11 protein-coding genes and 1 tRNA gene are annotated in these 12,534 nt (G+C 59.4%); 9 read left to right on the top strand and 3 right to left on the bottom strand.

Annotation, left to right across the window (positions count from 1 at the left end):
- The 3 genes from RMV17_RS00705 to RMV17_RS00715 are packed head-to-tail and all read left to right on the top strand — an operon-like array spanning position 1 to position 1,462.
- Entirely contained in the window at positions 1-582 is a 582-nt protein-coding gene (locus RMV17_RS00705) for an RNA polymerase sigma factor (protein WP_311887006.1), read from the top strand.
- Positions 579-1,175, top strand: a complete 597-nt coding sequence (locus tag RMV17_RS00710) for a hypothetical protein (RefSeq protein WP_311884835.1) — start codon at positions 579-581, stop codon at positions 1,173-1,175. The genes RMV17_RS00705 and RMV17_RS00710 overlap by 4 nt, the downstream gene beginning before the upstream one ends.
- Before the next feature lie 20 nt (positions 1,176-1,195).
- Complete coding sequence (locus tag RMV17_RS00715) at positions 1,196-1,462, top strand: hypothetical protein (protein WP_311884837.1); 267 nt, start codon at positions 1,196-1,198, stop codon at positions 1,460-1,462.
- Positions 1,463-1,539: 77 nt separating this feature from the next.
- On the opposite strand, the gene RMV17_RS00720 is transcribed toward RMV17_RS00715, so the two are convergent.
- Positions 1,540-1,616, bottom strand: a tRNA-Arg gene (locus tag RMV17_RS00720).
- 442 nt (positions 1,617-2,058) lie between these two features.
- Here RMV17_RS00720 and gabD point away from each other — a divergent pair.
- From gabD to RMV17_RS00735, 3 genes are all read left to right on the top strand, one after another.
- Complete coding sequence (gene gabD / locus RMV17_RS00725) at positions 2,059-3,501, top strand: NADP-dependent succinate-semialdehyde dehydrogenase (RefSeq protein WP_038367265.1); 1,443 nt, start codon at positions 2,059-2,061, stop codon at positions 3,499-3,501.
- A 185-nt stretch (positions 3,502-3,686) separates the two neighbouring features.
- Positions 3,687-4,964: a 4-aminobutyrate--2-oxoglutarate transaminase gene (gene gabT / locus RMV17_RS00730; protein ID WP_007917687.1), complete on the top strand. Its 1,278-nt coding sequence runs from the start codon at positions 3,687-3,689 to the stop codon at positions 4,962-4,964.
- 136 nt (positions 4,965-5,100) lie between these two features.
- Entirely contained in the window at positions 5,101-6,312 is a 1,212-nt protein-coding gene (locus RMV17_RS00735; protein WP_311884842.1) for a response regulator, read from the top strand.
- A gap of 142 nt (positions 6,313-6,454) precedes the next feature.
- On the opposite strand, the gene RMV17_RS00740 is transcribed toward RMV17_RS00735, so the two are convergent.
- Both RMV17_RS00740 and desA read right to left on the bottom strand, forming a co-directional pair.
- Complete coding sequence (locus RMV17_RS00740; protein ID WP_311884844.1) at positions 6,455-7,444, bottom strand: sensor domain-containing diguanylate cyclase; 990 nt, start codon at positions 7,442-7,444, stop codon at positions 6,455-6,457.
- A 143-nt stretch (positions 7,445-7,587) separates the two neighbouring features.
- Complete coding sequence (desA, locus tag RMV17_RS00745) at positions 7,588-8,772, bottom strand: delta-9 fatty acid desaturase DesA (RefSeq protein WP_077570114.1); 1,185 nt, start codon at positions 8,770-8,772, stop codon at positions 7,588-7,590.
- 146 nt (positions 8,773-8,918) lie between these two features.
- On the opposite strand from desA, the gene dibA reads away from it, so the two are divergent.
- The 3 genes from dibA to RMV17_RS00760 all read left to right on the top strand — a co-directional run bounded on the left by dibA (position 8,919) and on the right by RMV17_RS00760 (position 12,421).
- Positions 8,919-10,838 carry a phosphodiesterase DibA gene (gene dibA, locus RMV17_RS00750; protein WP_311884847.1) on the top strand — a complete coding sequence of 640 codons (1,920 nt, stop codon included), beginning with the start codon at positions 8,919-8,921 and terminating at the stop codon, positions 10,836-10,838.
- A 237-nt stretch (positions 10,839-11,075) separates the two neighbouring features.
- On the top strand, positions 11,076-11,258 hold the full coding sequence (gene oscA / locus RMV17_RS00755) for a sulfur starvation response protein OscA (protein ID WP_007917682.1): 183 nt from the start codon (positions 11,076-11,078) through the stop codon (positions 11,256-11,258).
- Positions 11,259-11,407: 149 nt separating this feature from the next.
- On the top strand, positions 11,408-12,421 hold the full coding sequence (locus RMV17_RS00760; protein WP_038367242.1) for a sulfate ABC transporter substrate-binding protein: 1,014 nt from the start codon (positions 11,408-11,410) through the stop codon (positions 12,419-12,421).
- The last annotated feature ends 113 nt before the right edge of the window (positions 12,422-12,534 follow it).

Consider the following 12,534-nt stretch of genomic DNA (forward strand, 5'->3'; position numbering starts at 1 on the left):
CTGTTTGCCTCGGCAGACAGCTCAACCGCCAGCAGCGATGAGTCGCTGCTGGCGCGTTATCGCGAGGGCGACGGCGCCGCGTTCGAGATCTTGTATGCCCGCCATCGCCAAGGCTTATACCGGTTTCTACTCGGATTGAGCGGCAAACCGGAACTGGCCGACGAAGTATTTCAGGAGACCTGGCTGAGCCTGATTCGCAGCGCCAGTCAGCCGCAAGGACGGGCGACATTTCGTACATGGCTATTCCAGATTGCGCGTAATCGCCTGATCGATCACTGGCGTAAACACGGCGCCCGGCAACCGCTGCACGACAGCTACGACGAGCAAAATCACGCGGTCAGCGATGAGATGCACGATCCCGAACAATTGCTCACTCTCAGCCGTGACAGCCAGCGCCTGGAAAGTGCCCTGCAAACCCTGCCCGCCGACCAGCGCGAAGTGTTCCTGCTGCGCGCCCACGGCGACCTCGACCTGGCACAAATCGCCAGCCTCACCGAAGCACCGCTGGAAACCGTCAAAAGCCGCTTGCGCTACGCCCAGCAAAAACTGCGTCGGCTGCTGGCCGAGGAGGTACTGACATGACTGACGCCCGCCAGACACCCGAAGATCCGCTGATCAAGCATGTGCGCGAACAGCACAACGCCGAACCGCCAGCGCACATGGATGCGTTGATCCTCAACGCTGCGCATCGTCAAACTCCTGCGCCGAAATCAACCCTTTGGCAACGCTGGCTGGATCTATGCCGCAAACCACGCTGGCAAGTCGTGTTCGCCAGCCTCGTCGGCGTGGCACTGATGTTGTCGCTGGTACAGCGCGCCCCTGAACCGCTGCGCCAGTACGACTACGCCCCAGCCCCCGAACTTGCCGTACCTATGACCGACACGGACTCAGCGCAACTGCACCGATTGTCCGCTCCGGCCGGCGCCATGCCGGCACCTGCGCCGATGATGGAAATGGCTGCGCCGATGCAAGATCAAGTCATCAGCGCCGATGAAGCCAAATTCAGCAAACGCGCCGCCGCCCCGGCCAACGGCCTCGACGCGCAACTGCACGAAGTCCTGCGCCTGCGCGAATCCGGCCAATCGCAAGCCGCCGACAGCCTCTTCAACAACCTGCACAAACGCTACCCGAACGCCGATCTCGACGCCCGACTCGAGCAGTTGCGAAAAAAATGACTGCCTGATCCCCCAGCCATTTGGCATTGCCCCGCAAAAACGCGCACTATCGGGGCATTGCCGATGCGCTGGAGGACAACGTGGCAGCAAAAATTGACCGCATCGCCCAACTGCTCAACTGCCCGGAGAAGGGCGAAGAGATGCGCCGAGCGATTACCGAGACGCGTAAGGAATTTCTGCTTAACCAGTCGGAAGAGGATGTCGTTGATGAAGACGACGTTTTTGAGGAGGTTGAGGAGGAAGAGGATGACGATGATTACGACGAGTTCGACTGGACGACGGAGTGACGTCGTTCCAGTCCCTTTGCATCGCCCACAAAAAAGCCCCGGACCATCACAGTCCGGGGCTTTCTCGTTTAAATCAATGGTGCACCAGGCGGGATTCGAACCCACGACCCCTGCCTTCGGAGGGCAGTACTCTATCCAGCTGAGCTACTGGTGCAGCGGGCGACATCATACCTAGGTCGGCTCGGGGCGTCCATGCTGGGTTTGAGCGGGTATTGTCAGTGCGCGTGTCGGCTGAAATCGCTGCATTCCATAAAGCGGTAACGTCCTGCAAAACCCTCGCTTGGCGCTTTCTCGGGACTGTTCTAAGGTTTTGTTGCGGCTGAGGCTTTAGGCTCGTTGATCTGAAAAATTCCACAAACACGCCGTTTTTGTTCTTTTTTTCGAACGACCTATTGTCCTTTACCCCCTTTGATCCTACGATCCGTTTGAGATTTCAAACGCTCGTTGACCGGGCGTTGAAGCGCCGGTGTTTCGAATCGTGCACTGTCGATGCGCCACGCCCGGTCACTGATTTCCCTGACGGCAGCCTTGCGAGGCGCCTTTCTACAATCATAATTTGCTCCGCGCAGGCCGCGGTGCTGTTAAGGAAAGCCGACATGCAGCTTAAAGACACCCTGTTGTTCCGCCAGCAAGCCTTCATTGATGGCGCTTGGGTCGATGCGGACAACGGTCAGACGATCAAGGTCAACAACCCGGCCACCGGCGAAATTCTCGGTACCGTGCCAAAAATGGGCGCCGCCGAAACCCGCCGTGCCATTGAAGCTGCTGACAAAGCGCTGCCGGCCTGGCGTGCCCTGACCGCCAAAGAGCGCGCCGGCAAGCTGCGTCGCTGGTTCGAACTGATGATCGAGAACCAGGACGACCTCGCGCGCCTGATGACCCTCGAGCAAGGCAAGCCGCTGGCCGAAGCCAAGGGCGAAATCGTTTACGCCGCTTCGTTCATCGAGTGGTTCGCCGAAGAAGCCAAGCGTATCTACGGTGACGTGATTCCGGGCCACCAGCCAGACAAGCGCCTGATCGTGATCAAGCAGCCAATCGGCGTGACCGCAGCTATCACTCCGTGGAACTTCCCGGCGGCAATGATCACCCGTAAAGCCGGCCCGGCATTGGCCGCCGGTTGCACCATGGTGCTCAAGCCTGCTTCGCAAACTCCGTTCTCCGCATTCGCACTGGCCGAACTGGCTCAGCGCGCGGGCATTCCTGCGGGCGTGTTCAGCGTGGTCTCCGGCAGCGCCGGCGACATCGGCAGCGAGCTGACCAGCAACCCGATCGTGCGCAAACTATCCTTCACCGGTTCGACCGAAATCGGTCGTCAGCTGATGTCGGAATGCGCCAAGGACATCAAGAAAGTCTCGCTGGAACTGGGCGGCAACGCGCCGTTCATCGTGTTCGACGACGCGGACCTGGATAAGGCCGTCGAAGGCGCGATCATTTCCAAGTACCGCAACAACGGCCAGACCTGCGTCTGCGCCAACCGTCTGTACATTCAGGATTCGGTCTACGACGCGTTCGCCGAGAAGCTGAAAGTGGCTGTGGCCAAACTGAAGATCGGCAACGGTCTGGAAGACGGCACCACCACTGGCCCGCTGATCGACGAAAAAGCCGTGGCCAAGGTGCAAGAGCACATTGCTGACGCCGTCTCCAAAGGCGCCACCGTGCTGGCTGGCGGCAAGGCGATGGAAGGCAACTTCTTCGAGCCGACCATCCTCACCAACGTGCCGAAAAATGCCGCCGTGGCCAAGGAAGAAACCTTCGGTCCTCTGGCGCCGCTGTTCCGCTTCAAAGACGAAGCCGAAGTGATCGCGATGTCCAACGACACCGAGTTCGGTCTGGCTTCGTACTTCTATGCTCGCGACCTCGGTCGTGTGTTCCGTGTCGCTGAAGCGCTGGAATACGGCATGGTCGGCGTCAACACCGGGCTGATCTCCAACGAAGTCGCGCCGTTCGGCGGCATCAAGGCCTCGGGCCTGGGCCGTGAAGGCTCCAAGTACGGCATCGAAGATTACCTGGAAATCAAATACCTCTGCCTGGGCATCTAAGCCGGGAAAGGGATCGCTGCAAACGCAAAGGGCACGAGAGCGCTGTCCCTTTGCGTCGTTTCAAACCGGAATTTTCTCTGCGGCCAGGAGCGCCGTGGCAGTCGATCATCGCATGCTGCCACCGTCGATTTCTCCCGCTTAATCCTTGAACCACGCCGCCCGATGAGCGGCGAATGAGGACTGTAATGAGCAAGACTAACGCTGAACTGATGGCCCGTCGTACCGCAGCTGTTCCACGTGGTGTTGGCCAGATTCACCCGATCTTCGCTGAATCGGCGAAGAACGCTACCGTGACTGACGTTGAAGGTCGTGAGTTCATCGACTTCGCTGGCGGCATCGCGGTACTGAACACCGGCCACGTGCACCCGAAAATCATCGCCGCCGTGACCGAACAGCTGAACAAGCTGACCCACACTTGCTTCCAGGTATTGGCTTACGAGCCGTACGTTGAGCTGTGCGAAAAAATCAACGCCAAGGTGCCAGGTGATTTCGCCAAGAAAACCTTGCTGGTCACCACCGGTTCCGAAGCCGTCGAAAACGCCGTGAAAATCGCTCGCGCCGCCACTGGCCGCGCTGGCGTGATCGCCTTCACCGGCGCCTACCACGGTCGCACCATGATGACTTTGGGTCTGACCGGTAAAGTCGTGCCGTACTCGGCCGGCATGGGCCTGATGCCAGGCGGCATCTTCCGCGCGCTGTACCCGAACGAACTGCACGGCGTGAGCATCGACGATTCGATCGCTTCCATCGAACGCATCTTCAAGAACGACGCCGAGCCGAAAGACATCGCCGCGATCATCATCGAGCCGGTACAGGGCGAAGGTGGTTTCTACGTTGCGCCGAAGGAATTCATGAAACGTCTGCGTGCCCTGTGCGACCAGCACGGCATCCTGCTGATCGCTGACGAAGTACAGACTGGCGCTGGCCGTACCGGTACGTTCTTCGCCATGGAGCAGATGGGCGTTGCTGCCGACCTGACCACCTTCGCCAAATCCATCGCTGGCGGCTTCCCGCTGGCCGGTGTTTGCGGCAAGGCTGAATACATGGACGCCATCGCACCAGGCGGCCTGGGCGGCACCTACGCCGGTAGCCCGATCGCTTGCGCCGCTGCTTTGGCCGTAATGGAAGTGTTCGAAGAAGAGCAACTGCTGGACCGCTGCAAGGCTGTTGGCGAGCGTCTGGTCACTGGCCTGAAAGCTATCCAGGCCAAGTACCCGGTCATCGGCGAAGTCCGTGCCCTGGGCGCGATGATCGCGGTCGAGCTGTTCGAAAACGGCGACAGCCACAAGCCAAACGCTGCTGCAGTAGCGTCGGTTGTGGCCAAGGCGCGCGACAAGGGGCTGATCCTGCTGTCCTGCGGCACCTACGGCAACGTTCTGCGCGTCCTGGTACCGCTGACCTCGCCGGACGAGCAACTGGACAAAGGTCTGGCAATCATCGAAGAGTGCTTCTCCGAGCTCTGATCTGCCCGTGTGACCTGATCGACAAAAAACCCGCTTCGGCGGGTTTTTTACGCCCCTTGAAACACATCGAGCGCTTTAGCACTGTATCGAATGGCCAGCATTGGCTAAGGTTCAGGCATTGCAAGGGAGCGCGCGCATGACTGCCGTTGATTTACCCGCCGTACCGCGAGTGCTGATTGCCGAGGCTGATCCGTGGTCTCGCGATCTGCTCAAACAAGTGTTGCTGAACGTGCGTTGCGATGCGCGGCTGGACCTGTGTGCCGATGGCCAGCAAGCCATGTCGATGCTCAGCGAAATTCCTTATGACCTGGCCATCGTCGATTGGGAGCTACCCGGCGTCGATGGCTTGAGCGTGTTGCGCAGCGTGCGGCAGCGCAAACGCAATCCGCCGCTGCCGTTCATTCTGATGAGCAGCCGCAACGACAGTGCCAGTGTGCGCGAAGCGGTTCCACTGGCACCGACGGCGTATCTGACCAAACCACTGAACATGGAAAACCTGACCGAGCGTTTGCAGGGCTTGTTGCTGAATGCCGGTGAAGAGGTGTTCTGTGAGGTGCCGGCATTGGCGCCGGGCATGACCTTGTCGGTGTTTCTTGAACGACGCCGCGAGCAAGCCGACGGCGCGCCATTGATGACTGATGTGCAGGTTGCCGTCAAACGCAGTCTCAATCCCAATGGCCTCGATCTGAAGCTGCTGGAAGATGAAATCAAAACCGATCCACAGATCACGGCTGTGCTGATCGCTGCGGCTAACAGCGCGGCGCAGCACCATGGCGCGCCGGTGCAAACACTGGCTCAAGCCCTGCATCGCCTGGGCACCGGGCAGAGCATGAATTTGATTCTGGGGCTGGCGCTCAAGCGCAGCGCCAGGCTCAGTGATCCGTGTCTGGCTGATTACGCCGAGCGTTATTGGGGATTGTCGCTACACACTGCGGAATATGCGCGTACGTTGGCGCGGCTTCTCGATCTCGATCAGGAGCGCTGTTACTGCGCGGGCATGCTGCATCGCTTGGGTGATCTGGCGTTGCTGCGTTGTCTGCAGGAATGGCAGCAGGCCGGCGGTGCGCTGGATGAACTGGAGGAAGTCGGCGAGGCGCTGGCCGAGTTTGGCGCGGCGTATGGTTCGGCGTTGCGTACTCGCTGGCGATTGCCGCTGGAGCTGCGTGAGCTGATTGCGTCGGTTTACCAGCTCGGTGGCGGCGTGTATTCCCGTGAGGCGCTGGTGATGAACATGGCGGCGCAGATGGCGCATCTGACCGAGCATGAAGGCGTTGAGGAACTGGCAAAGAGTCGCACGGCAAGGTTGCTTAAAATCGGCTTGCCGGAGTTGATGCGGATGCGCAAATAACCCTGACTCACCCATATTCCAAATGTGGGAGCGAGCCTGCTCGCGAAGGCGCAGTGTCATTTAGTACATCATTGTCTGATACGACGCTTTCGCGAGCAGGCTCGCTCCCACAGTTGGTTTGTGTTGAGGAGGGAGGACGGGCTCAGGCAGAAATAATCCGGTTCTTGCCCTGCCGTTTGGCCTCATACATCGCCGCATCCGCGCGGGCGAACAGGTTGTCGAGGCTTTCGTCTGCCTCGGTCAGACTGGTCAATCCCTGGCTGACAGTGATGCCGTATGTCTGGCCGTCATGGCTGAAGCTCAACCGCTGAATCTCCTGCTGCAGCCGTTCAGCCACCTGCATGGCCATGTCCGGTGCGCAACCCGGAAACACCGCCGCAAACTCTTCCCCGCCAATCCGCCCGAACAGATCACCGCGACGTAACGAACCGCGCCCGCACTCGGCGACCCGCTGCAACACGTTGTCGCCTTCGGGGTGGCCGTAACTGTCGTTGATCACTTTAAAGTCATCGATATCGAGCAGCAAAAACGCCATGGGTGAACCCTGCACACGCGCCTCTTCGAACTCGCGGTTGGCGCATTCGAAAAAGTGGCGGCGGTTGCTGCTTTGCGTCAGCACGTCGGTGGTCGCCAAGCGATGCAGTTCGGTTTCCATCTGCTTCTTGTCAGTAATGTCCTCGGCGATGCCGACGATGATCACCGGTTGCCCAGGCTCGTCCTGACGGTTGATGAAGCACTTATCGCTGAGCCAGCGCACCTGACCGTCGGCGGCAATGATTCGGTATTCGCGATCTTCCACCGCGCCTTTGTGCAGGACTTCAGCGAGGCTGCGTTCGGCGTATTCCAGGTCGTCGGGGTAGATGCTGTCGCGCCATTGGTTGTAGTCGGCGAGCAGCAGGCCGGCGGAGCGACCGAAAATCCGTTCGTAGGCGGGGCTGACGTACAGCACCTGACGGGTTTCCCAGTTGAAAGCCCAAAGTACGGCGTTGACGCTGACCAGCAAGGAGCTGAACAGCTGCTCGCGTTCGCTTAGCCGAGCGACTTCGCCTTGGGCGTGCATCAACGCCATGAGGGTTTGCGCGGCCTCGGGCCACTGCGGGAGGGATGAGTCTTTTTGATTGTTGTTGACCATCGGCACAGATCTCAAAGGACGTGCCGCAATTCGACAACGGCCACAGTACAGCCCGCCGGGATGGCGAAGTGTCTTTGAGATAGGCGATTTTTAGCGAAGTTCCGAAGGGTGCACCCGGGACCCGGGTGCACCGATCAACGGTCTCAGACCGCTGCAGGGCGCAGCGAGTAGGTTTTCAGCTGGTCAGCGAATTCACGCAGGGACTGGATACCACTGGCTTCTGCCTCGTGAATCCACTCTTTGATGGCGGCGAGCATGTCGTGGCCATTTGCGCTGGTCTTGACCCAGATCTGCTGCAGGGCCAGGCGTTTTTCGTAAATTACCTTCAGTGCCTGGCTGTGCTCGAGCATGGTCTGGATGCGCAAGTGATGGCGATCTTCCAGCAGGCTGGTTTCCCGCGACAACAAACGCTTGGCGCGGTGGAATTGGTGACGCACCGAATGATCGACCTTCGCCAGCTCTTGCTTGACCAGCGGGCCGATCACCAATTTGCGGTACTGGGCCATGATCTGGAAGCGGTTGTTGAGGATCGCCATGGCAGTGTCCATGTCCAGACTGCCCTTGCCTTCGACGCGGTGGGCAATTGGCGCTACACGCTGAACCTTGGCCAGACGCAGGAAGCTGAAGACTTTGATCCACGCCCAACCGAGGTCGAACTCCCACTTCTTCACCGACAGCTTGGCCGAGTTAGGGTAGGTGTGATGGTTGTTGTGCAGTTCTTCGCCGCCGATCAGGATGCCCCAAGGCACCAGATTGGTCGCTGCGTCGCGGCATTCGAAGTTGCGATAGCCGACGGCATGGCCCAGACCGTTGATCACGCCAGCGGCCCACACCGGGATCCACATCATCTGGATCGCCCAGATGGTGATGCCGATGGTGCCGAACAGCAGCAGGTCGATGACGCCCATGATTGCCACGCCCAGCAGCGGGTAGCGGCTGTAGACGTTGCGTTCGATCCAGTCTTCGGGGCAGTTCTTGCCGTAGATGCGCAGGGTTTCCGGATTCTGCGCTTCGGCGCGATACAGCTCGGCGCCGGTGCGCAGTACCGTCGACAAACCCTTGATGACCGGGCTGTGCGGGTCATCTTCGGTTTCGCATTTGGCGTGGTGTTTACGGTGGATGGCGGTCCACTCGCGGGTGTTCTGCGCCGTGGTCAGCCACAGCCAGAAACGGAAAAAGTGCTTCAGGCCAGCATTCAGCTCCAGCGAGCGATGGGCCGAGTAGCGGTGCAGATAGACCGTGACGGCGACAATTGTCACGTGGGTCATCAGCAGGGTGACTGCGACCAGAGACCAGGCCGACAAGCCAAGAAAACCTTCGTACCACATAGGCTATAGGGCCCTCGATAAAGATAAAAACAGCCGTTGCATTATCACCAAGCACACAGATAAAACCAGTCGCCCTTTCAGATAAGAGTCGCTGGATGTTTCTTGACCTATAATTCCAACCTTTTTGTAGGGACATGGACAGCCGAATGCCTGCCACTTACCGCGATGCTTTGCGTGCAGCGCTGCTCTATCTCGTGCTTGCCGCTGTCTGGCTGCAAGGTACTGATCATTTATTAAACAATTTCTTCGATAACTCCGTCGATCTTGCCCGATGGCAACTGATCAACGGTTACGTGTTTGCGGCGTTCAGCGCCGGGCTGATTTTCCTGGCGCGGGCGCGATTGTGTGAGTTCCTCGGGATTGGCGCGCGTTTGCGCGAGCGCCACGCCGATCGCGAACGCCTGCGTCAGGCCGCGGCGGTCTTCGATTGCACCCGCGAAGGGGTGTTGGTCACCAACCACCAAGGGCTGATCGTGCACGTCAATCGCGCGTTCATCGAGATCACCGGTTATCAGCGCGAAGAAGTTCTCGGGCAGCAGCCGAGCCTGTTCAAATCCGGCCACCATCCGCCAGGGTTCTATCAGGCGATGTTCGCCACCCTGGAATCTCAGGGCGAATGGAGCGGCGAGATCTGGAACCGGCGTAAAAGCGGCGAGATTTATCCACAGTGGCAAACCATCCGGATCATTCACGATGATCAGGGCCGGCTCAGCCATTACGTCGCGGTGTTTTCCGACATCAGCGCGATCAAGGATTCCGAGCATGAGTTGAAACATCTCGCGCACCATGATCCGCTGACGGATCTGCCCAATCGTCTGCTGTTCAGCGATCGCGCCGAGCAGGCGCTGGCCTCGGCGCAGAACCATAAGCGCGGCTGTGCACTGCTGATGCTTGATCTTGATCACTTCAAAATGATCAACGACAGCCTCGGCCATAACGTCGGTGATCGCTTGCTCAAGTCTGTGGCGGCGCGCTTGCAGGCGCTGTTTGGTCCCGGCATTACCCTGGCACGCCTGGGCGGCGACGAGTTCGCGGTGTTGGCAGAGAGTTGTCCACAGCCGGTGCAGGCAGCGGCGCTGGCGCAACGGATTCTCGATGCACTGAAGGAGCCGTTCAGCATTGATGGCAATCAGTTGTTCATCAACGGCAGCCTCGGCATCAGCCTGTTCCCCAGTGACGCGTTGAGCGCCGAGCAGCTGTTGCGCAACGCCGACGCGGCGCTGTTCAAAGCCAAGAGCAGCGGCCGCAACGGTTACGCCTTGTACACCGAAGAACTCACCGCCCACGCCCAACAACGGGTCGAAATCGCTTTCGAGCTGCGCCGCGCGCTTGAGCAGCAGGAACTGCGGGTTTATTACCAACCCGTGCATGACTTGAAAACCAGTTGCCTGATTGGCGTCGAAGCCTTGGTGCGTTGGCAGCATCCACAGCGCGGTCTGGTGTCGCCAGCAGAATTCATCCCGATTGCCGAGCGCACCGGGCTGATTGCCGAAATCGACGCGTGGGTGATGCAGCATGCGTGTTGGCAGATGTGCCAGTGGCAGCAGGCCGGGATCGTGCTGTCGTTCGTCGCGGTGAATGTGTCTTCGCGTCTGTTCGCCCGGCGTGAGTTGTATCAGCAGGTGGCGCAGGTGCTGCACGACACTGGGCTGGATCCGGCGTTTCTGGAGCTGGAGGTCACTGAAAGCGCGGTGATGGATGATCCGGAAGTGGCGCTGGAGCAGATGCACCGTTTGCGCGAGTTGGGCATTCGCCTGGCCATCGATGATTTCGGTACCGGCTATTCGTCGCTGTTGCGGCTCAAGCGCTTGCCGGTGCAGAAGCTGAAGATCGATCAGGGCTTCGTCGCCGGGCTGCCGTGGGATGAAGATGATGCGGCAATTGTTCGGGTGATTATCGCGTTGGCCCGGAGCATGGGCATGCAGGTGCATGCCGAGGGCATCGAGCAGGTTGAGCAGGCGGCGTTTCTGTTGGGACAGGAATGTGATCTGGGGCAGGGGTACTGGTTTGGGCGGCCGAGTCCGGCAAAAGAGATTGATTGGGCAAGGGCACCGTTGATTGGCTAAGACAGGTGCAAACTTGTTCCTGCGCTCAGCAAAGGGATGCTCTGCGTCGGCCCAAAATCGCGGCGCAGAGCGCCGCCGGCTGCATTCCCACGCGGAGCGTGGGAACGATCAGTCTTTCAGTTATATAAACATTCTTAAATAGTCTTTTTAAGAATATCCGTGCCTCTCTTATATTGCTCCTACGCCGAACGCAGTGCCGCCCACTGCCAGGCAAATCCCATTCAAAGGAGCAGCACCATGAGCGCATCCCTTCGCAGCGTTGACGGTCAGGACGAAAGCACCATCTTGCGTGAAATCCAGAGCGCCCTGCGCGATCTGCGTTTCGGCGCGGTGGAAATCACTGTGCATAACGCGCAAGTCGTGCAGATCGAACGCAAAGAGAAATTCCGTTTGCAGCAACCGGGCAAGCAACCGGGCTGAAAGATCGCAGCCTGCGGCAGCTCGTACGGGGGGCTGTGTGTAGGAGCTGCCGAAGGTTCGGGCCGCGATCGGACGATCTTTGAACCGGCAACACGATTTCCGAAACACATAAGAAAAAGCCACCACCAAGAATTCCAGGAGCTTTCACCATGTCGTCGATTCGCCGTTACGCTTTGGCCGCGCTGGCCAGTGCTGTGTTTGCCGGTTCCGCGGTTGCCAAGGATTACGAACTGCTCAATGTGTCGTATGACCCGACGCGCGAGCTGTATCAGGACTACAACGCTGAATTCATCAAGTTCTGGCAGAAAGATCACGCCGGCGACACTGTGAAAATCCAGCAATCCCACGGTGGTTCGGGCAAGCAAGGCCGTGCGGTGATCGACGGTCTGCGCGCTGACGTCGTGACCCTCGCCTTGGCTGGCGACATCGACGAAATCGCCAAACTCGGCAAGACCCTGCCGGCCGACTGGCAGAAGCGTCTGCCGGAAGCGAGCACGCCGTACACCTCGACCATCGTCTTCCTGGTGCGCAAGGGCAACCCGAAAGGCATCAAGGACTGGGGCGATCTGGTCAAGAACGACGTCTCGGTGATCACCCCGAACCCGAAAACCTCCGGCGGCGCACGCTGGAACTTCCTCGCCGCGTGGGCTTACGGCCTGAAAGCCAACGGCGGTGACGAAGCCAAAGCCAAAGAATACGTACAAACCCTGTTCAAGCACGTGCCGATCCTCGATACCGGTGCACGCGGTTCGACCATTACCTTCGTCAACAACGGTCAGGGTGACGTGTTGCTGGCCTGGGAAAACGAGGCGTTCCTGGCGCTGAAGGAAGATGGCGGCGCCGACAAGTTCGACATCGTCGTGCCTTCGCTGTCGATCCTTGCCGAGCCGCCAGTGGCGGTGGTCGACAAGAACGCCGAGAAGAAGGGCAACGAGCAGATCGCCGAAGCCTACCTGAAGCACCTGTACAGCCCGGCCGGTCAGGAGATCGCCGCGAAGAACTTCTACCGTCCGCGTGACAAGGACGTGGCAGCGAAGTATGCCCAGCAGTTCCCGAAACTCGATCTGGTGACCATCGACAAGGACTTCGGCGGCTGGAAAACCGCGCAGCCAAAATTCTTCAACGACGGTGGCGTGTTCGACCAGATTTATCAGGCGCAGTAATCTGACCCACAACGAGCCTACTGTTTAGGCACACCACATGTGGGAGCGACGGTGCGACGATTCGACCTGCTCGCGAAGGCGGTATTTCAGGCGACAGGGATGTTGACTGATAC

Source organism: Pseudomonas sp. VD-NE ins, from assembly GCF_031882575.1.
GTDB lineage: Bacteria > Pseudomonadota > Gammaproteobacteria > Pseudomonadales > Pseudomonadaceae > Aquipseudomonas > Aquipseudomonas fluorescens_BZ.

Excerpts from the sequence above, each read along its gene's own strand:
- RMV17_RS00710 (WP_311884835.1), top strand. The coding sequence starts at position 579 with ATGACTGACGCCCGCCAGACACCCGAAGATCCGCTGATCAAGCATGTG.
- gabD (WP_038367265.1), top strand. The coding sequence starts at position 2,059 with ATGCAGCTTAAAGACACCCTGTTGTTCCGCCAGCAAGCCTTCATTGAT.
- gabT (WP_007917687.1), top strand. The coding sequence starts at position 3,687 with ATGAGCAAGACTAACGCTGAACTGATGGCCCGTCGTACCGCAGCTGTT.
- RMV17_RS00735 (WP_311884842.1), top strand. The coding sequence starts at position 5,101 with ATGACTGCCGTTGATTTACCCGCCGTACCGCGAGTGCTGATTGCCGAG.
- RMV17_RS00740 (WP_311884844.1), bottom strand. The coding sequence starts at position 7,444 with ATGGTCAACAACAATCAAAAAGACTCATCCCTCCCGCAGTGGCCCGAG.
- desA (WP_077570114.1), bottom strand. The coding sequence starts at position 8,772 with ATGTGGTACGAAGGTTTTCTTGGCTTGTCGGCCTGGTCTCTGGTCGCA.
- dibA (WP_311884847.1), top strand. The coding sequence starts at position 8,919 with ATGCCTGCCACTTACCGCGATGCTTTGCGTGCAGCGCTGCTCTATCTC.
- oscA (WP_007917682.1), top strand. The coding sequence starts at position 11,076 with ATGAGCGCATCCCTTCGCAGCGTTGACGGTCAGGACGAAAGCACCATC.
- RMV17_RS00760 (WP_038367242.1), top strand. The coding sequence starts at position 11,408 with ATGTCGTCGATTCGCCGTTACGCTTTGGCCGCGCTGGCCAGTGCTGTG.